Source organism: Alkalimonas collagenimarina, from assembly GCF_030717845.1.
Classification (GTDB): domain Bacteria; phylum Pseudomonadota; class Gammaproteobacteria; order Enterobacterales; family Alteromonadaceae; genus Alkalimonas; species Alkalimonas collagenimarina.
Map to the genome: position 1 here is coordinate 21,551 of NZ_JAUZVZ010000030.1, position 20,530 is coordinate 42,080.

General features: G+C 49.2%; 14 protein-coding genes and 1 pseudogene. 13 read left to right on the forward strand and 2 right to left on the reverse strand.

What is annotated here, in order from left to right; all coding sequences use genetic code 11:
• Nucleotides 1–2: 2 nt before the first annotated feature.
• The 9 genes from ispG (at nt 3) to Q3O60_RS16110 (ending at nt 12,976) form a co-directional block, all read left to right on the forward strand.
• The gene (ispG, locus tag Q3O60_RS16070; protein WP_305894953.1) at nt 3–1,115 is read left to right on the forward strand and encodes a flavodoxin-dependent (E)-4-hydroxy-3-methylbut-2-enyl-diphosphate synthase; all 1,113 of its coding nucleotides are present in this window, start codon (nt 3–5) and stop codon (nt 1,113–1,115) included.
• Between the two features lie 89 nt (nt 1,116–1,204).
• Nucleotides 1,205–2,476: a histidine--tRNA ligase gene (gene hisS, locus Q3O60_RS16075; protein WP_305894954.1), complete on the forward strand. Its 1,272-nt coding sequence runs from the start codon at nt 1,205–1,207 to the stop codon at nt 2,474–2,476.
• Nucleotides 2,477–2,487: 11 nt separating this feature from the next.
• On the forward strand, nt 2,488–3,129 hold the full coding sequence (locus Q3O60_RS16080; RefSeq protein WP_305894955.1) for a YfgM family protein: 642 nt from the start codon (nt 2,488–2,490) through the stop codon (nt 3,127–3,129).
• Between the two features lie 11 nt (nt 3,130–3,140).
• Nucleotides 3,141–4,319: an outer membrane protein assembly factor BamB gene (gene bamB, locus Q3O60_RS16085; RefSeq protein ID WP_305894956.1), complete on the forward strand. Its 1,179-nt coding sequence runs from the start codon at nt 3,141–3,143 to the stop codon at nt 4,317–4,319.
• A gap of 68 nt (nt 4,320–4,387) precedes the next feature.
• Nucleotides 4,388–5,866, forward strand: a complete 1,479-nt coding sequence (der, locus tag Q3O60_RS16090) for a ribosome biogenesis GTPase Der (RefSeq protein ID WP_305894957.1) — start codon at nt 4,388–4,390, stop codon at nt 5,864–5,866.
• 163 nt (nt 5,867–6,029) lie between these two features.
• The gene (locus tag Q3O60_RS16095; protein ID WP_305894958.1) at nt 6,030–7,172 is read left to right on the forward strand and encodes an efflux RND transporter periplasmic adaptor subunit; all 1,143 of its coding nucleotides are present in this window, start codon (nt 6,030–6,032) and stop codon (nt 7,170–7,172) included.
• 3 nt (nt 7,173–7,175) lie between these two features.
• Nucleotides 7,176–10,307 carry an efflux RND transporter permease subunit gene (locus Q3O60_RS16100; RefSeq protein ID WP_305894959.1) on the forward strand — a complete coding sequence of 1,044 codons (3,132 nt, stop codon included), beginning with the start codon at nt 7,176–7,178 and terminating at the stop codon, nt 10,305–10,307.
• Between the two features lie 159 nt (nt 10,308–10,466).
• Entirely contained in the window at nt 10,467–11,759 is a 1,293-nt protein-coding gene (locus Q3O60_RS16105; protein WP_305894960.1) for an amidohydrolase family protein, read from the forward strand.
• Nucleotides 11,756–12,976, forward strand: a complete 1,221-nt coding sequence (locus Q3O60_RS16110; protein ID WP_305894961.1) for an amidohydrolase family protein — start codon at nt 11,756–11,758, stop codon at nt 12,974–12,976. The genes Q3O60_RS16105 and Q3O60_RS16110 overlap by 4 nt, the downstream gene beginning before the upstream one ends.
• A 40-nt stretch (nt 12,977–13,016) precedes the next feature.
• Here Q3O60_RS16110 and xseA read toward each other — a convergent pair whose 3' ends face one another.
• A complete protein-coding gene (gene xseA, locus Q3O60_RS16115; protein ID WP_305894962.1) occupies nt 13,017–14,357 on the reverse strand; it encodes an exodeoxyribonuclease VII large subunit in 1,341 nt (446 codons plus the stop codon).
• A gap of 151 nt (nt 14,358–14,508) precedes the next feature.
• Here xseA and guaB point away from each other — a divergent pair, with 151 nt between their 5' ends.
• Nucleotides 14,509–15,978, forward strand: a complete 1,470-nt coding sequence (gene guaB / locus Q3O60_RS16120) for an IMP dehydrogenase (RefSeq protein ID WP_305894963.1) — start codon at nt 14,509–14,511, stop codon at nt 15,976–15,978.
• 124 nt (nt 15,979–16,102) lie between these two features.
• A complete protein-coding gene (guaA, locus tag Q3O60_RS16125) occupies nt 16,103–17,680 on the forward strand; it encodes a glutamine-hydrolyzing GMP synthase (protein WP_305894964.1) in 1,578 nt (525 codons plus the stop codon).
• Nucleotides 17,681–17,728: 48 nt separating this feature from the next.
• Here the strand turns inward: guaA and Q3O60_RS16130 are convergent.
• Nucleotides 17,729–18,685: pseudogene (locus Q3O60_RS16130) on the reverse strand (integron integrase).
• Between the two features lie 353 nt (nt 18,686–19,038).
• Between Q3O60_RS16130 and Q3O60_RS16135 the strand changes: the two are divergent.
• Nucleotides 19,039–19,602, forward strand: coding sequence for a TIR domain-containing protein (locus Q3O60_RS16135; protein WP_092590456.1), 564 nt, complete (start codon nt 19,039–19,041; stop codon nt 19,600–19,602).
• A gap of 26 nt (nt 19,603–19,628) precedes the next feature.
• Complete coding sequence (locus tag Q3O60_RS16140; protein ID WP_305894965.1) at nt 19,629–20,465, forward strand: macro domain-containing protein; 837 nt, start codon at nt 19,629–19,631, stop codon at nt 20,463–20,465.
• Nucleotides 20,466–20,530: the final 65 nt, after the last annotated feature.

Sequence of the window (20,530 nt, forward strand, 5' to 3'; positions counted from 1 at the left end):
TTATGTTTTCAGACAACCCTATCCAACGTCGTAAGAGTACTCAAATCCATGTAGGCAACGTGCCTATCGGAGGCGATGCACCCATTGCTGTGCAATCCATGACCAATACACGCACCACGGATGTGGAGGCGACAGTTGCACAAATTAAAGCTATCGCGGCGGCTGGTGCAGATTTAGTTCGGGTCTCCGTGCCGACCATGGAGTCTGCCGAAGCCTTCCGGTTGATTAAACAACAGTCGCCAGTTCCCTTGGTGGCAGATATTCATTTCGATTATCGTATTGCGCTCAAGGTCGCCGAGTATGGTGTCGATTGTTTGCGCATTAACCCCGGTAATATTGGCCGGGAAGATCGTATCCGTGCGGTAGTTGATTGCGCTAAAGATTACAATATTCCTATCCGAATTGGTGTCAATGGTGGCTCTCTGGAAGCCGATATCCAACAAAAATACAAAGAGCCAACACCGGAAGCATTGCTTGAATCTGCTATGCGACATGTGGATATTCTGGATCGGCTGAACTTCGATCAATTCAAAGTCAGTGTGAAGGCCTCCGATGTGTTTCTGGCGGTAGGGGCTTATCGTTTGCTGGCCAAGCAAATTCAGCAACCATTGCACTTAGGCATTACAGAGGCGGGCGGTGCTCGTGCTGGTGCGGTCAAATCCGCTATAGGCTTGGGCATGTTGTTGGCTGAAGGCATAGGCGACACGATACGTATTTCGTTAGCGGCCGACCCGGTTGAAGAAGTGAAAGTCGCTTTTGATATCTTAAAATCCTTACGTATTCGCTCCCGAGGCATTAATTTTATTGCCTGTCCGAGTTGTTCCCGGCAAGAATTTGACGTGATTAAAACTATGAATCAGCTGGAGCAGCGTTTAGAGGATGTGGTTGAGCCTTTAACCGTCTCGGTCATCGGCTGTGTGGTGAATGGGCCTGGTGAAGCGCTGATCTCCAATTTAGCAGTGGCTGGCGCCAATCGTAAGAGTGGTTTTTACATCAATGGTGAGCGGCAGAAACTACGGATGGACAATGACCATATCGCTGAGCAGCTCGAGCAACAAATCCGGCAATACCTGCGTGAGAAAAGCCAGCTTATACAAGTACAGCAAATAGATTAAACAGAATCTGGCGGGAAAGCTTGGTGTTTGCTGCTGAAGCTCCTATAATCCCGTCTATTTTTTAGCAAACTGCAGCGGAAGTAGTCACAGTGTCAAAACAAGTACAGGCGATACGCGGCATGAATGATTGTCTGCCTCAGGATACTGGGGTATGGCAATATCTGGAGCAAGTTTTACGCCAAACAGTTGCCAGCTATGGTTATCAGGAAATTCGTTTTCCCATTGTGGAAATGACAGACTTGTTCAAACGTTCTATTGGTGAAGTGACCGATATCGTTGAAAAAGAAATGTATACCTTTATCGATCGTAATGGCGACAGCCTGACGTTGCGACCAGAAGGCACCGCCTGTTGTGTGCGGGCCGGCAATCAACACGGCTTATTGTACAATCAAGAACAGCGTCTCTGGTACATGGGGCCGATGTTTCGACATGAGCGGCCACAAAAAGGCCGGTATCGTCAGTTTCATCAGTTTGGTCTGGAGGCCTTTGGCATTGCTTCGGCAGACATAGATGCCGAAGTTATTGTACTCACTGCGCGTTTATGGCAACAGTTGGGTTTGAGTGGCCATGTTCGCTTGCAGCTGAATACGCTGGGTAGCCCTGAAGCACGCCAGCACTATCGTGCTGCGCTGGTTGAGTATCTGGCCGCCCATGATGATCAGCTGGATGAAGACAGCAAGCGTCGGTTGCACAGCAACCCATTGCGTATTTTGGATAGCAAAAACCCAGATTTAGCGGAGTTACTGGCCGCAGCGCCTCGCTTAGCCGATTATCTCGATCATGAGTCCGCAGAGCATTTCGCCGAGTTGCAACAGCGTTTAACAGCTGCAGGCATCGAATTTGAAGTGAACCCGCGACTGGTGCGTGGACTTGATTATTACAACAAAACAGTTTTTGAATGGGTCACCGATAGCTTAGGTGCTCAGGGCACTGTCTGTGCCGGCGGTCGTTACGATGGTTTAGTGGAACAGTTGGGTGGCAAAAGCTGCCCTGCCGTTGGCTTTGCCATGGGGATAGAACGTTTGGTCTTACTACTGCAAACCTTGGAGTTAGCCCCGGAGCTGCCATCGCAAGCGGATTGGTATCTGATGGCGGTTGGTCTTGACGCGGAACTTGGTATGATTCCTGTTGCCGAACAGCTACGCTCAGCTTTTCCGCAGAAAAGGATGATGCAACACTGCGGTGGTGGTAGCATGAAAAAACAATTTAAAAAAGCCGACAAGTCCGGAGCTGAATTGGCTTTGGTGCTGGGGGGCGATGAACTGGAACGTGGTTGCATCACCATCAAGTGGTTGCGCAGCGATAAGCCACAACGCACGATTCCCCTGGCCGATTTGGTCAGTGAGTTGCAGCAGAATTAACGGAGTGAAGTATGGAAGTATATAGCAGCGAAGAACAACAGGTCGAAGCCATTAAGCGCTTTTGGCGGGAATATGGCATCACCATCGTTGCTGGTGCCATTATTGGTTTAGGTGGCCTCTATGGTTTTCGTTATTATCAGAGCAGTCAGTTAGCACAAGCAGAGCAAGCATCAACAAGCTTTGAACAACTGCTGCAGGCAAAAGAAAATCAGCAAGATAACTGGCTGTCTGATGCTGAGCAGTACATGGCAGCGCATGAGCGTACCTCGTATGCACAATTTGCAGCAATGTTGAAAGCGCGTGATGCCGTAATGAAAGGCGATTATGAGCTAGCAGAGCAACAATTGAGCTGGGTGATAGCCCAAAGCAATGACACCGTGATTAAAACCATCGCACGTCTGCGTCTGGCCCGGGTGCACTTGCAGCAGGACCAGGCAACAAAAGCCCTGGCTGTGCTAGACACACCGGTTCCTGCCAGTTTTGCAGCGCAGCAACAAGAGCTGATGGGGGATATTCAATTAGCGCTTGGGGATAGCGTAGCCGCGAAGCGAGCTTATGTTCAGGCACGTAACAGTGATACCACCGAAGGCAACCAGTTGTTGAAGATTAAACTGGATGAATTGGCGCATGTCCATGTTGAGGGAAATCCGTGAAGTTAATTTCAATGAAAACTTTAGTTGGTCTGGGGTTGGTTATTGTGCTGTTGGCAGGCTGTTCTTCTAAGAAAGAAAAGCTGGTGCTGCCAGAAGTTAACAATCAGTTCAGACCTGTGGTGGTATGGGATCATACGGCGATTGATGGGGTGCAGCATTTTGACTCGAGTCTGCGGCCATTAATCACCAGCGACAAACTCTATGCAGCGAACCGCACCGGTATCGTTTCTGCGTTTGATTTAGCCTCTGGAAAACGGCTATGGGCCTTTGATATTCGGCGTGAAGAGCAAATCGGTTTTTGGCGGTTGTTGGTAGACCGTAATAAAGAAAACGCCCGTATCTCTGGTGGTCTGTCACGTGGCTTTGGTCACATACTGCTTGGTACTGAGAATGGTGAAGTCATTGCTCTGAACCCTGAAACCGGAGCGATCAATTGGCGCACCAAAGTTCCCGGTGAAGTATTAGCTGCTCCAGCCACAGGTGATGGCATGATTGTAGTGAACACCGGCTCAGGTTTACTGATTGCATTGGATCCGGTTACCGGCGCCAAACGCTGGACCTATGAGCAAGAATTGCCGATGCTCACCATTCGTGGTGTTGCTGAGCCGGTGATTGTATCCGGTGGTGTTGTTTTTGGTTCGGGCTCGGGGAAAGTAGGTGTATTAATCTCTGATCACGGCTTACCTGCCTGGGAAGAAGTTATTGCTACGCCAGAAGGTGCCACTGATCTGGCACGTTTGGTGGATGTGGATGCCAAGCCTGTCGTTGTCGGTAATACCATGTATGCACTAGCCTACAACGGTGAATTGGTCGCGTTAGAGCTGACCTCTGGCCGTCCGCTATGGAAGCGGGACTATGCCAGTTTCCGCAATATGGCTGTTGCTGAAAATATACTTTACGTGGTCGACTCCAATGGCCGTGTTTATGCCATCGATCGCCGTAACGGGCAGGAAGTGTGGGCACAAACTGCGCTGGAACGACATTTTGTCACTGCACCAACCGTATTTGGTGATTATCTGGTTTTTGGTGATAACAAAGGGTATTTGCATTGGTTGGATCGCAGTACCGGCGATCTGGTAGCCCGCCACCGTTTCGATAAGTCAGGTTTATACACAGCACCAGTTACCGATGGTGAGCATTTGGTGCTACAAAGCCGCAATGGTGAGTTAGTCGTATTACGACTGCCTTAATCCGTAATTTGCACTACGCTTTATAACAGGCCCCTTTGGGCCTGTTATTTTATTTTTGAGGTGAGCTCATGTTACCGGTGGTAGCTTTGGTCGGTCGTGCCAATGTTGGCAAATCGACACTATTTAATCGTTTGACCCGTACCCGGGATGCACTGGTGGCGGATTTCCCTGGCCTGACCCGGGATCGAAAGTATGGCTCGGTCCAGTACGAAGATTTATCCTTTATTGTGGTGGATACCGGCGGTATTGATGGTGATGCACAAGGCATTGAAGTGGAAATGGCAGAGCAGTCATTGCGTGCTATTGATGAGGCCGATGTTGTCTTGTTTATGCTGGATGCCCGGGCGGGATTGACCTCTGCTGATATAGGGATTGCTGAGCATTTACGCAAATCAGAAAAAACTGTGTTTTTGGTGGCTAATAAAACGGACGGGCTGGATGCGGATTCGGCGGTTGCAGATTTTTATAGCCTGGGGCTTGGTCAGGTCTGGCCTATCGCTGCAGCGCATGGTCGCGGTTTATCGGTATTGCTGAACGAATCGTTACTACCTTTATTAGGCCAGAATGAGCAAGAGCAAGCCGATGCTGCTGCCGAGTTTGAGCCCTCCGAGCTTGATGATGAGTCGGATGATGAATCGGCTGAAGAGCAACCTTTTCACGATAAGCCAATTAAACTGGCCATTGTCGGTCGACCCAATGTAGGTAAATCTACATTAACCAACCGTATCTTGGGTGAAGAGCGGGTGGTGGTGTTTGATATGCCGGGCACAACCCGGGATTCTATCTTTATTCCAATGCAACGCAATGAGCGGGATTATATCCTGATTGATACGGCAGGCGTGCGTCGTCGTGGCCGTATTGACGACAAGGTTGAAAAGTTTTCGGTAGTGAAGACTCTGCAAGCGATTGAAGAGGCCAATGTGGTGTTGCTGGTGCTGGATGCGCGTCAGGGCATTGCCGATCAAGATTTAAGTATTCTGGGCTTTGCGCTTAATGCTGGACGCTCTTTGGTCATCGCAGTCAATAAATGGGATGGTCTGAACGAAGGCGTTAAAGATGAGATTAAACGAGAGCTGGATCGCCGGCTTGGTTTTATCGACTTTGCCCGCTTGCATTTTATTTCCGCTTTGCACGGTTCTGGTGTGGGTAATTTGTTCGAGTCAGTGGAGGAGGCTTATGATTCAGCAACCAAGCGGATCAGCACCTCTATTTTGACGCGTATTATGAAAATGGCGCAAGATGATCACCAACCGCCTTTGGTACAAGGGCGTCGGGTAAAGCTTAAATATGCGCATGCGGGTGGCTATAATCCACCATTGATTGTGATCCATGGCAATCAGGTCAGCGCTTTACCTGAGTCTTACAAGCGCTTCTTGATGAACTATTACCGCAAAGCGTTGCAAATTATGGGCACGCCGATCCGTATTGAGTTTCGTGAAGGTGATAACCCATTTGCAACGGAACACAAACGAGTCAGCATGACACCAAATCAACTGTATAAACGGGAGCGTTTGCTCAAAGCACGACAAAAAATCAAGAAATCGTAATCAGTTATCAGGTCTTGCCACCGCAGCAGTCTGCCGCGGTGGTGTAATTTTGCTACAAAATGTGTCCTTGTACATACTCGCTAACATTTCTTCAATACCTTAACGACATCGTCTCTGCTATTTTATAGAGTAATTTTTCGCTATAAAAACTACGGAGCAATTCATGAATGTCTGGCACAAAGTCGCCATCGCAATTGGGATCTTACTGGCTGGCATCTTGCTATTTGTTTTAGTCTTCGCTACTGCTCCTCAGTCTGTTGAGACCGATGCTAGCCGCGCCTTACCCCCTTTAGTCGATACACAAATTCTGCAGCCAAGGCCACATCGTTTTGAATTACGGGTGTTTGGTGAAGTGCAAGCGAAAGAAAAGACCCGGCTGACACCTGAAGTCTCAGGTCGGATTATTGATTTGCACCCATCCTTTGTTGCAGGTGGGCTCATTAAGCAAGGTGAGGTTATGGCAGCATTGGATGCTGCTGATTTTGAAGCTGCTGTGTTATCTGCTGAAGCCGCAGTAGCGTCTGCCTGGTCCGCGTTAGAGCAAGAAAGAGCCATGGCACGAGTGGCCGAGCAAGAGCTTGGTCATTTATCGTCGGCAGAGGTATCTGCGCTGGGGCTACGTAAACCGCAACTGCATAGTGCTGAAGCCGGGGTAAAGTCGGCCCGGGCCGCCTTGCAAAAAGCACAGCGTGATCTGGAACGAACCCGTATTGTGGCTCCTTACGATGCCCTGGTGATTAATCGGGTGGTCGGGCTGGGCCAGGTGGTGGGTTCAGGTACTACTCTTGGTGAGATCTACAGCATAGAGCAAGCAGAGATTGTGCTGCCGATCGCAGGCTTTGATTTGAACTTTCTGCCAAGCTCCGTGGCCGGTGTCCCTGCGATGGTGCAATTTGATGGACAGCAGCGCAGTGCCGAAGTGGTGCGTGATTTAGGGGTGATCCACGGCAAAACCCGTATGGGTCACTTGGTGGTGCAGGTCGATGATCCCTATAGCCTGAATACAGAGCAACCGGTATTGCGATTTGGCAATTACGTCGAAGTGGTGTTGGCTGGGCGCACGCATCAAGCTGTATTCGAAGTGCCACAAGATGCGGTACAAAATCAGCATGTTTGGTTGGTCAATGAAGACAATACGCTGCGTCGTCAAGCAGTACAAGTGATGCGCCAAGAAGGCAAAACGGTGTTGATTGAGCAAGGCTTGCAGCCAGGTGATGAGCTGGTGCTGTTGGCACCAAACTTTCCTCAATCGGGCATGATGGTTCGTACTGGCACCGCGGCAGTTGACGTCGCTAAATCGGAGTAAGCTATGGACAGCCTGGACCCAAAAAGAGGCATTATTGCCTGGTTTGCCAACAACCCGGTTGCTGCCAATTTAATGATGGTATTCATTCTGGTGATGGGGTTGGTGACTTACAATGGCATGCAGCGCCAGATGTTCCCTCAGCTGGAAATCAACTACATCCATATCAATAGTACCTTCCGTGGTGCCGCACCACAGGAGATTGAAGAAGGTATTTTAATTAAAATTGAAGAAGCGCTGCAGGATGTTGAAGGCATTAAGCGCATTCGTAGTTTTGCCTGGCGCGGTGCGGGCCGGATCAGTGTTGAGCTGGAAGTTGGCCAAGACATTAGCAGCCGACTGGATCAGATCAAACTTCGCGTCGACTCTATTGGTACTTTCCCCGCAGGTATGGAGCCACTGACCATTTATCAGGTGGAGTGGCGTCAGCAAGCGGTTGAACTGGTATTGACCGGAAGTGAAGACCCGTTGCAACTAAAAGCCATGGGCCGCGAGATAGAAAATGAACTGCTGATGCTGGAACAAATCAGTTTCGTTAATTTTAATTCGATGCCAGGCTGGGAAATTGCGGTTGAGATTGATCCAACGGTCTTGCAGCGTTATGACATCAGCTTGTCAGATGTGAGCCGGGCGATCCGTAGTTACTCCGACAATATTTCTGCCGGTATGATCCGAAGCGAAGCGGGTATGATCGCCATCCGCTCCGAACAACGTGTGTATCGGGGCCCTGAGCTTGCCATGATCCCGGTGATCGTGGGACCGCAAGGCGAGCGAGTACTACTTGGGGATATCGCCACCATTCATGATGGCTTTGAGGAACGCGTTAACTACATGCGGAGTAATGGCCGTAATGCAGCCTTTTTGCAAGTAGAGGCTTCAAGCACTCAATCTTTGCCGGATGTCGCTCGCAGTGTCCATCAATACATCGACTTTAAAAACAAGCAACTACCAGAAGGCTATCAGTTAGAAGTTTTGGTAGATATGACCTACTACCTGAATGGCCGCCTTAATATGATGTGGAGCAATTTATTGCAAGGTTCGGTGTTGGTCTTTTTGATGTTGATGCTGTTCCTGCGCTTTAAAGTGGCATTTTGGGTTATGCTTGGCTTGCCGATTGCCTTTTTAGGCGCTATTTGGTTGATGCCGTTTGCTGGCGTCAGCATTAATATTGTCACCTTGTTTGCATTTATCATGGTGCTGGGGATCGTGGTGGATGATGCCATTGTCATTGGCGAAAGTGCCTACCATGAAACGGAGCAAAAAGGTCACTCGGTTGAGCATATTATCCGGGGTGCCAAACGTGTGGCCGTGCCTGCGACCTTTGGTGTATTGACGACCATTGCAGTGTTTGCGCCCTTTATGTTTGCGCAGGGCATGGAGTCGAATGAGTTTCGCAATATATCCATTGTGGTAGTGTTGTGTTTGATTTTTAGCTTGATTGAATCCAAGTTGATCCTACCTGCTCACTTGGCGCATAGCAAAATTAAGCCCTTAAAAGAAGGGCATTGGCGTAGTCGGTTTAACCAGCGCTTTCAGCACTTGATCGAACATCGTTATCAACCCTTTCTGAAGCGTTGCATGGAGCATCGCTATGCAACATTGGCAGCGTTCTTTTCATTGCTGCTAGTCACCATTGCCTTGATAGCATCCAATCATGTTCGGGTGGTCTTTATGCCGCCGGTGCCACATGACTTCCCATCGATCCGCTTTGAAATGCATCAGAATGCCTCCGAGCAACAAACGCTGTCCAGCTTGCTTGCGATTGAGCAGATGATTTATCAGCAAGAAGTATTGATAAAAGAAGAAACCGGCAAGTCGATGCTAAGGGATGTGTTTGCCTTTTTGAATAGCCAGACCAGTGGTCAGGTGGTGGTGCCTTTAGTAGATGAAGATGATCGCCCCTTTAATGCGTTTGAACTGTCACGCCGTTGGCGAGAGGCCATGCCGGAGTTACCTGGTGTCCGGCAAATTCAGGTGCAGGATGATGTGACTGGTATGGGAGATCAAGGTAACCTGGGATATCGCCTGTTTGGTCGTGATATCGATCAGTTAAATCAAGCAGGCTTGGCGTTGATTGATGAGCTTGGGAAAATCCCTGGTGTCTACGATATCAGTTCGACCATCGATTCTGCTGGCAAAGAACTGAATCTGGAATTAAAACCGGTAGCTTATCAGTTGGGTCTGACCCCGACCGATATTGCCAGCCAGGTTGGCGCTGGTTTTTATGGCGTAGAGGCACAACGCATGATCCGTGATGGTGATGAGGTACGGGTGATGGTGCGCTATCCGCGACTGAATCGTGAGCAAATTGCGGCGCTCGATTACAGCAAAATTCGCCTACCCGATGGTGAGTTTGTCATGCTGGGCGATGTAGCTGAATTGGTTGAAACTGCCGGTATTTCACGCATTAATCGCGAAAATGGCTTTCGTACGGTGCGTATTACTGCCAATGTCGACCAGTCTCAGGTCACTACCAGTGAGGTGGTCACCATGGTTCGTAATGATGTAATGCCAGATGTGCTCGAACAGTTCCCGGGAGTTCGCTCTGAACTTGGGGGCCAAATTGAAGAGCAGCAAAAGCAGCGTGATCAAATGTTTCTCTACATGATTGCCGGCATGCTGATGGTTTATATCCTGTTGGCTATCCCATTAAAAAGCTATACACAACCATTGATTGTGATGTCGGTGATCCCCTTTGGCATGATTGGCGCTGTGTTTGCTCATTTCATTCTGGGTTACAACTTGTCGCTGTTCTCTTTCTTCGGCATGATTGCGGCGGCCGGGGTGGTGATCAACGACAGTCTGGTGCTAACCGATTACGTCAATCAGGCGCGCAAGCAGGGACTGTCGCTAAAAGAGTCGGTGGTCACTGCGGGTAAAATGCGGTTTCGGGCGATTTTACTCACCTCTCTGACCACCTTTTTTGGCTTAGTACCGATCATGTTTGAAACCAGCTTGCAGGCGCAGTTTGTCATTCCAATGGCGATATCACTGAGCTTTGCCGTGCTATTTGCGACTTTGATCACCTTGATTCTGGTGCCTTGCCTCTATGTGATTCTGGATGACGCCAAGCGCCCGGTCAAAGCTCTGATTGCCCGGATCAAAGGGACACCACCGGTAGCTGAAGAAGCGCATTAACTGGCCTCCGTTCAAACAAAGCAGCCATAGCTGCTTTGTTTGAAGCGTTCGCAGCTGTTGGATGCGATGACAGTAACCTGAGACAGGATGGATGCAGCTTGTCTCGCTGCATGGGACTGTCTATGCTGGGTTTATTCATTTCTGTGTTTGGTAATTATCATGCGTACACTCTTTGTTTTGTTGCTTGGCTCACTGGCCTATGGCGCACTGGCCGCTAGTGCTGTGGCCGAGCAACGTCCTATCGCTTTTGTCGGCGCCACCCTCATTCCCATTGAAGGGGAGCCTGTTGAACAGGGCACTTTGTTGGTTGCCGGGGGTAAAATTTTGGCACTGGGTCGTGATGTTGCTATCCCGGCAAACGCAGACGTTCGTCAGGTCGATGGCAAGGTGATCATGCCCGGCTTGGTGGATACCCACTCTCATATTGGCCAGGTAGCCGGAGCTGATCGCAGCGCACCCATCCAGGCCGATGTCCGCGCACTGGACTCCATCAACGTGCGACATGCGGGAATCATTAAAGCCAGAGCTGGAGGGATCACCACGGTCAATGTGATGCCAGGATCGGGCCATTTACTCAGTGGCCAAACTCTGTACATGAAGTTGCGCGAAGGCAATAGCGTGGAAGATTTAGCCATCCGAAATGCGGCTGGTGGCATGATGGGCGGTATTAAAATGGCCAATGGTACCAACCCACTTCGGGCATCACCCTTTCCCGGTACCAGAGGCAAAGCAGCGGCACTGATGCGTACTCAGTTGATTGCTGCCCAAGAGTACTGCAAAAAACTGGCAAGTGATGATAAACCAAGCCGCAATCTTGGTAACGAAGCCTTGTGTGAAGCGTTAGCGGGTGAGCGTTTGGTGCATCACCATACCCATCGGCATGATGATGTATTAACGGTATTGCGTATCGCCGAAGAGTTTGGCTTGCGCGTGGTGCTGCACCATGTCAGTGAAGCAGGATTGGTTGCCGATGAAATTGCAGCAGCCGGTGTACCTGCATCGATTATCCATATTGATAGTCCTGGCGGTAAACTAGAGGTCATGAATCTGGAGCCGGACAATGGCCGTTTACTGGCAGAGGCTGGCGTGTTGCTTGCTTATCATACCGATGACCCTATTACCGACTCCCGATTGTTCCTCCGTTCTGCTGGTATGGGCATGCGCTTTGGGCTGGACCGTGACACCGCTTTAGCCTCGTTGACCATCAATGGCGCTAAAATGCTTGATTTGGACGAACGCGTGGGTTCGCTGGTAGCCGGCAAGGATGCGGACTTTGTCATTCTGGATGGCGACCCGTTAAGTGTTTATACCCGGGTGCTGGAAACCTGGATTGATGGCACGCAGGTTTTTAATTTGGATGATCCTGAGCATGCCATTTATGCAACGGGTGGTTATGGGGCAGGCCGTGATGCCATTGCCTCCGATATTATTATGATGGAGGCTGGCTTATGAAACGTCTGACTTTAACCATAAGCTCGCTGACTTTGGCACTGGGGCTATGTTCACCTGCGGTGTTGGCAGAGCGTTTGGCTGTGCTGGCTGATAAAGTACATACTCAGGCTGGGCCCGTGATTGAACGTGGCGTCGTGGTGATCCATCAGGGCAAGATAGAGCAGGTTGGCCGCCAGAGTGACATCCGTTTGCCAGCAGGAACCCGGACCCTTCAGGCCGCAGAAGTAACACCTGGCTTGATCGATGCGCGTACCGTCGTCGGCTTGGCGGGCTACTTAAACCAGCCGCATGATCAGGATCAGTTAGAAACATCGACCGCAATGCAGCCACAGCTCAGAGCATTCGATGCCTACAACTCCCGTGAACGCTTAGTTGATTGGCTGCGAAGTCTTGGCGTGACTACCTTACATACCGGACACGGCCCCGGTGCATTAATTTCTGGTCAAACCATGTTGATTAAAACACAAGGCAATAACGTCGATGCAGGCATGTTAAAGCCATTGTCGATGATTGTGGCTCAGCTTGGTCCGGGTGCTTTCGGTGCTGAAAATAGAAGCCCGGGTACCCGGGCTAAACAAATGGCGATGTTACGCCAACAATTGATGAAAGCCAGCGAGTATCGTGATAAACAGGGGGATGGTGACAAGGCACCAGCGCGTGATTTGGAACTGGAAGCCTTGGCAGAAGTGCTGGCTGGGCGAACGCCTCTGTTGATTACGGCCTATCGGGAACAAGACATTCATTCGGCACTTCGATTGGCTGAAGAGTTTTCCATTCCTGTGGTATTGGATGGTGCCGCTGAAGCTTATTTGGCAATTGATGCCATCAAAGCGGCCGGAGTGCCGGTTATTTTGCACCCGACCATGGCACGGCAATTTGGTGAATTGGAAAATGCCAGCTTTACTTCAGCGCAGCAACTGCATGCAGCTGGTATCCCGTTTGCACTGCAAAGTGGTTATGAGCGCTATGTGCCAAAAACCAGAGTGGTGCTATGGGAGGCGGCGATGGCTGCCGCCTATGGTTTACCACCTGAAGTGGCGCTTGGCAGTATCACCATTGAGGCGGCCAAAATTCTGGGTTTGGATGACCGCATTGGCTCGCTGGAACCCGGCAAAGACGCCGATCTGGTGTTGTACAATGGCGACCCGTTTGAATACAGCTCCAGAGTCACCACGGTCATCATCAATGGCGAAGTGGTCAGTGACACGGCGCACTGAGTTTATTTTGTTTTAAAAGGTGGGCTTTAGCTTTAAAAAGCTAAGGCCCTGGCTTAATTGCAGTGATGGTTGATTGAAACTCACCCTTGGCCAGCCGCGACGTGACGGTCTGGCCGACCCGCACTTGCCCGGCAGAATTAATGACCTTCCCTTGTTCATCAAAACTAATGCTGTAACCTCGCGCCAGAGTGGCGAGTGGACTGACCGTATCCAGCCTGGCCATCAATAGCTGCCATCGTTGTTGCTGCTGTTGCCAACGCTGCTGCATGGCACGGCTTAGTTGCCGCTGCACTTGCTGCAGAGTGCGCTGTTGCTGTTGCAGAGTTTTTAATGGCGACAATTGTGCCAGCTGTCGCTCGACGCTGATATGCTGAAGTTTGGCTTGTTGCAAGCGCTGGTGCATCCGTCGTTGCAATTGCCCGCTTAGGTCATCCAGCCGTTGTTGCTGTTGCAACAATTGCCGCGCTGGGTGACGGGCCAGCAACCGTTGTTGCAAATTGTGTAACTGCGGCCTTAGACGACTAAGCTGTTGCTGCTGTGTTTGTTGCAAAGCGCGACGCAACCGCTGCACTCGTTCCATCACATGCAACTGATCGCTTGATACCAGCTCTGCCGCGGCAGAAGGCGTGGCAGCACGGATATCAGCAACAAAGTCGCTGATGGTGACATCAATCTCATGACCGACTGCACTGACGATCGGTACCGGGCTTTGCGCCATCAACCGGGCCAGTGCTTCATCGTTAAAGCACCAGAGGTCCTCCAAAGAACCGCCGCCCCGGCCAATAATCAGCACATCCACCTCCTGCCGACGATACGCGGTGTGCAGTGCTTGAATCAATTGCTGAGCCGCCGTCGCACCCTGTACCTGGCTGGGGTAAATTACCACTTCAATTCCCGGAGCACGCCGTTGTAATACCGTAATAATATCGCGGATGGCCGCGCCGGTTGGCGAGGTGATCACGCCAACACGTTGGATCATGGCGGGCAGGGGACGTTTACGCTCGCTGGCAAATAAGCCTTCAGCCTGTAATTTGGTTTTTAGTTGTTCAAATTGCTGTTGCAGCAAACCACTACCGGCATCGTCCAGCATCTCGGCAATCAATTGGTACTCACCACGGGGCTCATACACACTGATGCGGGCTTTAATCAACACCTGTTGGCCATTGCGTGGTTTCATGGTGGCACTGCGGTTGTTCTGGCGAAACATCGCCACTTTGACCTGAGCCGCACTGTCTTTCAGTGAAAAATACCAATGGCCGGAAGCCGCAGCGACAAAATTAGACACTTCGCCTTGCAGCCAAATGCGCTCAAACTGCAATTCCAGCGTCATTCTTACTTCACTGTTCAGTCGGGATACGGTGTATATATCTTTGTTTTGCATCGGGGTTGCTCGGCCTGGTTGCTCAGTTCAACAGTCTGAAACGCCATACTCTAGCACAAAAGCGAAAAAATCGTTTGTGGCACAGGCCAAAACAAGTTAAAATTGCGCCGCAACATTCCCTTGGTTTTTCCTTAGAAGCGAGATTGTTGCAATGCTCAGGATCATGAAAGAAGCTCTTACCTTTGACGACGTGTTACTGGTACCGGCACACTCCAAAGTTTTACCCCATACAGCCGAATTGCGCACCCAGCTGACCGACACAATCAGTCTGAGTATTCCTATGGTATCCGCTTCCATGGATACCGTAACCGAAGCTCGCTTAGCCATTGCCATTGCGCAAGAAGGTGGCCTTGGTTTTATTCACAAAAACATGACCATTGAAGAACAAGCCTCCCATGTTCGCAAGGTGAAGAAGTTCGAAAGTGGTGTGGTCTCAGATCCGGTAACGGTTACCCCTGAGATGACCGTTCGTGAAGTGCAGGCGCTGGCTCAGCAGCATGGCTTTTCTGGTTTCCCGGTAGTGGATGCCAGCAATAATCTGGTTGGTATCGTCACTGGCCGTGATATGAGCTTTGAAGCCAATGCAGCCAATAAAGTCTCAGTACTGATGACGCCGAAAGAGCGCCTAGTCACCGTCAATGAGCAAGCCTCACGCGAAGAAGCCTTCCGCTTAATGCACCAACACCGCATTGAAAAAGTACTGGTGGTAGATGATGCTTTTAAATTAAAAGGCTTGATCACCGTGCGCGATTACTACAAAGCCGCCAGCAAACCCAATGCTTGTAAAGATGAACTGGGCCGTTTACGGGTCGGTGCTGCCGTTGGTGTAGGTGCTGGTACCGATGAGCGTATTGCTGCCTTGGTGGAAGCTGGTGTCGATATTCTGCTGATTGATACCTCGCATGGCCACTCGCAAGGCGTGCTTGACCGGGTGAAAGCGACCCGCGCTCAGTACCCGGATTTACAAATTGTTGCCGGTAATGTTGCCACGGCTGAAGGCGCCAAGGCATTAGCTGAGGCCGGTGCCAATGCGGTGAAGGTAGGCATTGGTCCTGGCTCCATTTGTACCACTCGTATCGTCACAGGTTGTGGCGTGCCTCAAATTACCGCCATTGCCGATGCGGTTGAAGGGGTCAAAGGCATGGGAGTCACCATTATTGCCGATGGCGGTATTCGTTTTTCCGGTGATGTCGCCAAAGCTCTGGTGGCTGGTGCGCACTGCGTGATGGTTGGCTCCATGTTTGCTGGTACTGAAGAGTCACCGGGCGAAGTCGAACTGTATCAGGGCCGTTACTACAAATCCTACCGTGGTATGGGTTCATTAGGTGCGATGTCGCAGCGCAATGGTTCCTCCGATCGCTACTTTCAGGGCAGTGATAACGCAGAAAAGCTGGTGCCAGAAGGCATTGAAGGCCGGGTGGCTTACAAAGGCCCGATTGAGAACATCATTCATCAGCAAATGGGCGGTTTACGTTCCGCCATGGGCCTGACCGGCAGCGCCACCATCGAAGAAATGCGCACCAAACCACAGTTTGTCAAAGTGACATCCGCTGGTATGGGCGAATCGCATGTGCACGATGTGCAAATTACCAAAGAAGCGCCAAATTACCGCATGGGCTAATTGGGCACTTGATACCATGGGCAGGCCTGTGCCGGCCCATGGGTTGATAAGACACCAGTTTAAAACGATACCTAGTTTGATCAGATCATCCGTTTGATACGATCACCAGTTTAATAAGGTCATTATGAGCAAAAATATTCACCTGCACCGGATCCTGATCCTCGATTTTGGTTCGCAATACACCCAGTTGATCGCCCGTCGCATCCGTGAAATCGGCGTCTACTGCGAGCTATGGGCTTGGGACGTGACTGAAGAGCAAATTCGTGAATTCAATCCAACCGGTATTATCTTATCGGGCGGTCCGGAAAGTGTGGCTGCAGTGAACTCCCCCCGGGCTCCTGAATACGTTTTTCAGGCCGGTGTACCGGTACTGGGCATTTGTTATGGCATGCAAACCATGGCCGAGCAACTGGGTGGTAAAGTATCCTGCTCAGATATGCGTGAGTTTGGCTATGCTCAGGTCGAGGTGATCGCCAAAAACCGTTTGTTCGCCAATATCGAAGATCATATCAGTGCCAGCAATACAGCACTGGTTGATGTCTGGATGAGCCATGGTGATAAAGTGATTGAAATCCCCGAAGGTTTTGAAACCATCGCTCGTACCGATACCTGCCCATACGCTGGTATGGTTGATGAAGCGCGCCAGTTCTATGGCGTGCAGTTCCACCCGGAAGTCACGCACACCCGTCAGGGCTTGCGTATGCTGGAGCATTTCGTAGTCGATATTTGCTGCTGCGACAAGCTATGGACCGCCGCGTCCATCATCGAAGATGCCATTATCCGTATTCGCGAGCAAGTGGGTAAAGATCAGGTGATCTTAGGCTTATCCGGTGGTGTCGATAGCTCAGTTACAGCGATGTTGTTGCACCAGGCTATTGGCGATCAACTGACTTGTGTATTTGTTGATAACGGCTTATTGCGGTTAAACGAAGCCAAGCAAGTGATGGAGATGTTTGGCAATCATTTTGGCCTGAACATCATTCATGTCGATGCGGAAGATCGCTTCCTTGATGCGTTAGCTGGCCAGCAGGATCCAGAGCAAAAACGCAAAACCATCGGTGGTGTGTTCGTTGATGTGTTCGATGAAGAAGCACAGAAACTTGAAAACGCCCGCTGGTTAGCACAAGGCACGATTTACCCGGATGTGATTGAATCGGCAGGCTCCGTCACGGGTAAAGCCCATGTGATTAAATCGCACCACAATGTTGGTGGCTTGCCAGCCCATATGAAAATGGGTCTGGTCGAGCCATTACGCGAGTTGTTTAAAGACGAAGTGCGTAAAATCGGCCTGGAGCTGGGCTTACCGTACGACATGCTGTACCGCCACCCATTCCCGGGGCCAGGCTTAGGTGTTCGGGTGCTGGGCGAAATCAAAAAAGAATACTGCGAACTGCTGCGCCGCGCCGATGCTATCTTTATTGAAGAACTGCATAAAGCCGACTTGTACCACAAAGTCAGTCAGGCCTTTGCTGTGTTCCTGCCGGTCCGCTCTGTTGGTGTGATGGGCGATGCCCGTAAGTACGACTGGGTGATTGCTCTGCGTGCTGTTGAAACCATCGATTTTATGACTGCACACTGGGCGCATCTACCGTACGATATGCTTGGCAAGGTATCGAATCGTATCATCAATGAAGTCGACGGAATTTCCCGCGTGGTGTACGACATCAGCGGCAAACCACCAGCGACCATTGAGTGGGAATAAGCCACTAGCTAATACTCATCAAACCCCGGTCATAGCACCGGGGTTTTTTTATAACCGATCCAACGGACTGGACGTACCGGCATAATGCTGGCCCAGTACATGGGTGTATATTTGCGTTGTGCTGACGTCATTATGGCCTAACAGCTCTTGTACGGTACGAATATCACAGCCCTGTTGCAGCAAGTGGGTCGCGAAGCTGTGACGAAAAGTATGACAACCTACTTTTTTACGCAGGCCAGATGCCTGTACTGCAGGTTTCAGTGCTTTACGGATCATACTGTCATGCAGGTGATGCCGACACAGTTCACCGGTTTCAGGGTGAGGGCAGACTGACGTTGATGGGAATACAAACATCCAGCCGGGTTGACGGAACGCATTCGGGTACTTTCGGTTAAGAGCATACGGCAGTGATGGGCCTATGCCTTGCTGATTATCTTTTTTCTGCCTACTAAGCGCTTGCTCGATCTGCTGAGTTAACTGCGGTACCAGCTTAGAGCTAAGTAATGTAAGCCGGTCTTTATTACCCTTACCATCCCTAATGGTTAATGAGAGACGGTTGAAATCAATATCTTGCACTCGCAACCGCAAACACTCAGAAATTCGTAAACCACTGCCATACAGTATGGAAATAATTAAGCAGGGTAAAGGTGGGAGTTTTTGGATAATGCTTAGCACTTCTGCTGCGGATAATACCACCGGTAGTTGTCGTTGCCTCACTGCATGAGTAAAGCCTAGATCACCTAGCTCGCGACCAATAATATGGCGATACAAAAAGACCAGTGCATTTAAAGCCACTTATTGAGTATTGATGGCAACGTGGCGATTGGATGCCAGCCAGCTTAAAAAGCCGCGTACCTCCACCGGCCCCATATCCTCCGGGTGTCTCTTTTTATGAAAACAAATGTAGTAACGTATCCAGTACAGGTAGCTTTTTTCGGTGCGAATGCTATATCCACGCAACCGAATAGCGGCGCGAACTGTTTCAATAAACGGGCTCTGTGACATGAGACAATTACCATAAAAACTGTATTTATATACAGTTATATATAAATTGTCATTTAGTCAAGAAAAAAATGTAATTGAAATAAGTAAAAATTGCAGCTTGTCAGTACGAAAAAAGTCAGCTAACTTGGCTAGTTAGTACGCAAGAAGGCGACAAAACAAGAATGACTGCACGACAAAACAAGCCAGCTCGTTTTGTTGGATTCATAATCGGAACTTGTTTTCAAAAAGCAAGGTTAAACAATCATTTACCAAGTTATGTTCCGAATATATGAAAATGAGTTTTCGAGCTGGCGCATGAATATAATGTTAGGGGCCAAGCCTAGCTATCGGCAATATAACTTTTGGAGAAAAAAATGGCATATAGAAACGGAAATTACGCGGCCTTTTATGTTGCGGAACCTTTCAACGCAAGCGCACTAGGGGCACATGCCACAAAAGACTTTTGCTATTACAACATGCTACGAGCTTGGAAGGGTAAGGACTCTTCTTTCCCTTTCAATGACTCGCATGACAAAACATACAACGTCCGCGATAACAGTGACTGGGAATTAACGTTAAAACCAAGGCTAAGAGAACGACTTAGAAGTTCAAAAAACATCGTTCTTTTCCTTAGTTCCAATACAGTAAGTTCAAGGGCACTAAGGGAAGAAATTGATTATGGGATTAATGACCAAGGGCTGCCAGTCATTGTGATATATCCCGAATATGACTCCAAAGAGAGTCTTCTAACAAACGGAAACCTTAAAACAAGCGTTAAAAACCTATGGGATAAGCTTCCGATATTCAGAGATTCAATGGGTGAAGTTCCAACACTCCATGTGCCATTAAAACAAAGCCTCATTAAGAGCGCCCTGAATGACACGGACTTTATGCTAGCAACCAAAGTTGATCCAGGCATTTTTCGGTATAACCCTTAATTATCTGACGGGCACATAATCAAGTGATGACAAAAGTAAGCTTCTTTGACAAAAGGGTTTTTGAAAACTTTCTCAAGGTCACTTCATATATAAGTGTAACCTTATCTCTCATTGTCTTATTCGTTGATATTCCGAAGGACTGTAAATCTTTATATGGATGGATTTTCGTAGGATTGTTGGTGGTAATTTATATTTTAATTTGGATTTGGGCCAACACCTTAAACAAGATTGATATCAAAGTTGAAGGAAGCGATGTAACAATTAAAGTTGGTGATATTTTTCAGCAGAAAGGTCTGAAAGCGATTGCATTTAACGAGTATTTTGACACGCAGGTAGACAATAAAATAATTGCCGAGAACTCGCTTAACGGCATATTTATCAATAACCATCTCGGTGTCCCAGTTTCTGATCTGGATGACTACATTAGAAACTATGCATTTGAAAGCGATGAATTTATTGAAAGCAACCCAAATAGAGCGCAGGGCAAGGTTGATCGTTACCAAATAGGAACCATTTGTATACATGGCGACTATCTATTAACTGCATTCTCCAAGTTCGATAAGAATAACAAAGCCTTGCTCACTATGCCTGAGTACTTAGAGTTCTTAATTAACTTTTGGGATAAGGTCAATAATGTATATGCCCAACAAAATGTGTCCACGCCAATATTTGGTTCAGGAATTACTCGAATAAAAGGCCATAAATCCATAAGTGATGAGGACCTCTTGAAGATCATGCTTTGGACTTTCCGGATTAGCGAAATGCGATTCAAATATCCAGCACGGCTTACTATCATCATTCATAAAGACAAGATTAATCAGATAAATCTTCTCGATATTAAATCAGCAAGGAACGGGGTATGAATGCCCCTAACAAGCGCATGTTGTCGGACTGGTTTTCCGCTGCGCTCCAAACCAGCCGCAAATGC

Excerpts from the sequence above, each read along its gene's own strand:
- Q3O60_RS16110 (WP_305894961.1), top strand. The coding sequence starts at position 11,756 with ATGAAACGTCTGACTTTAACCATAAGCTCGCTGACTTTGGCACTGGGG.
- guaA (WP_305894964.1), top strand. The coding sequence starts at position 16,103 with ATGAGCAAAAATATTCACCTGCACCGGATCCTGATCCTCGATTTTGGT.
- Q3O60_RS16095 (WP_305894958.1), top strand. The coding sequence starts at position 6,030 with ATGAATGTCTGGCACAAAGTCGCCATCGCAATTGGGATCTTACTGGCT.
- xseA (WP_305894962.1), bottom strand. The coding sequence starts at position 14,357 with ATGCAAAACAAAGATATATACACCGTATCCCGACTGAACAGTGAAGTA.
- Q3O60_RS16080 (WP_305894955.1), top strand. The coding sequence starts at position 2,488 with ATGGAAGTATATAGCAGCGAAGAACAACAGGTCGAAGCCATTAAGCGC.
- Q3O60_RS16100 (WP_305894959.1), top strand. The coding sequence starts at position 7,176 with ATGGACAGCCTGGACCCAAAAAGAGGCATTATTGCCTGGTTTGCCAAC.
- der (WP_305894957.1), top strand. The coding sequence starts at position 4,388 with ATGTTACCGGTGGTAGCTTTGGTCGGTCGTGCCAATGTTGGCAAATCG.
- Q3O60_RS16135 (WP_092590456.1), top strand. The coding sequence starts at position 19,039 with ATGGCATATAGAAACGGAAATTACGCGGCCTTTTATGTTGCGGAACCT.
- bamB (WP_305894956.1), top strand. The coding sequence starts at position 3,141 with ATGAAAACTTTAGTTGGTCTGGGGTTGGTTATTGTGCTGTTGGCAGGC.
- ispG (WP_305894953.1), top strand. The coding sequence starts at position 3 with ATGTTTTCAGACAACCCTATCCAACGTCGTAAGAGTACTCAAATCCAT.
- guaB (WP_305894963.1), top strand. The coding sequence starts at position 14,509 with ATGCTCAGGATCATGAAAGAAGCTCTTACCTTTGACGACGTGTTACTG.
- Q3O60_RS16105 (WP_305894960.1), top strand. The coding sequence starts at position 10,467 with ATGCGTACACTCTTTGTTTTGTTGCTTGGCTCACTGGCCTATGGCGCA.
- Q3O60_RS16140 (WP_305894965.1), top strand. The coding sequence starts at position 19,629 with ATGACAAAAGTAAGCTTCTTTGACAAAAGGGTTTTTGAAAACTTTCTC.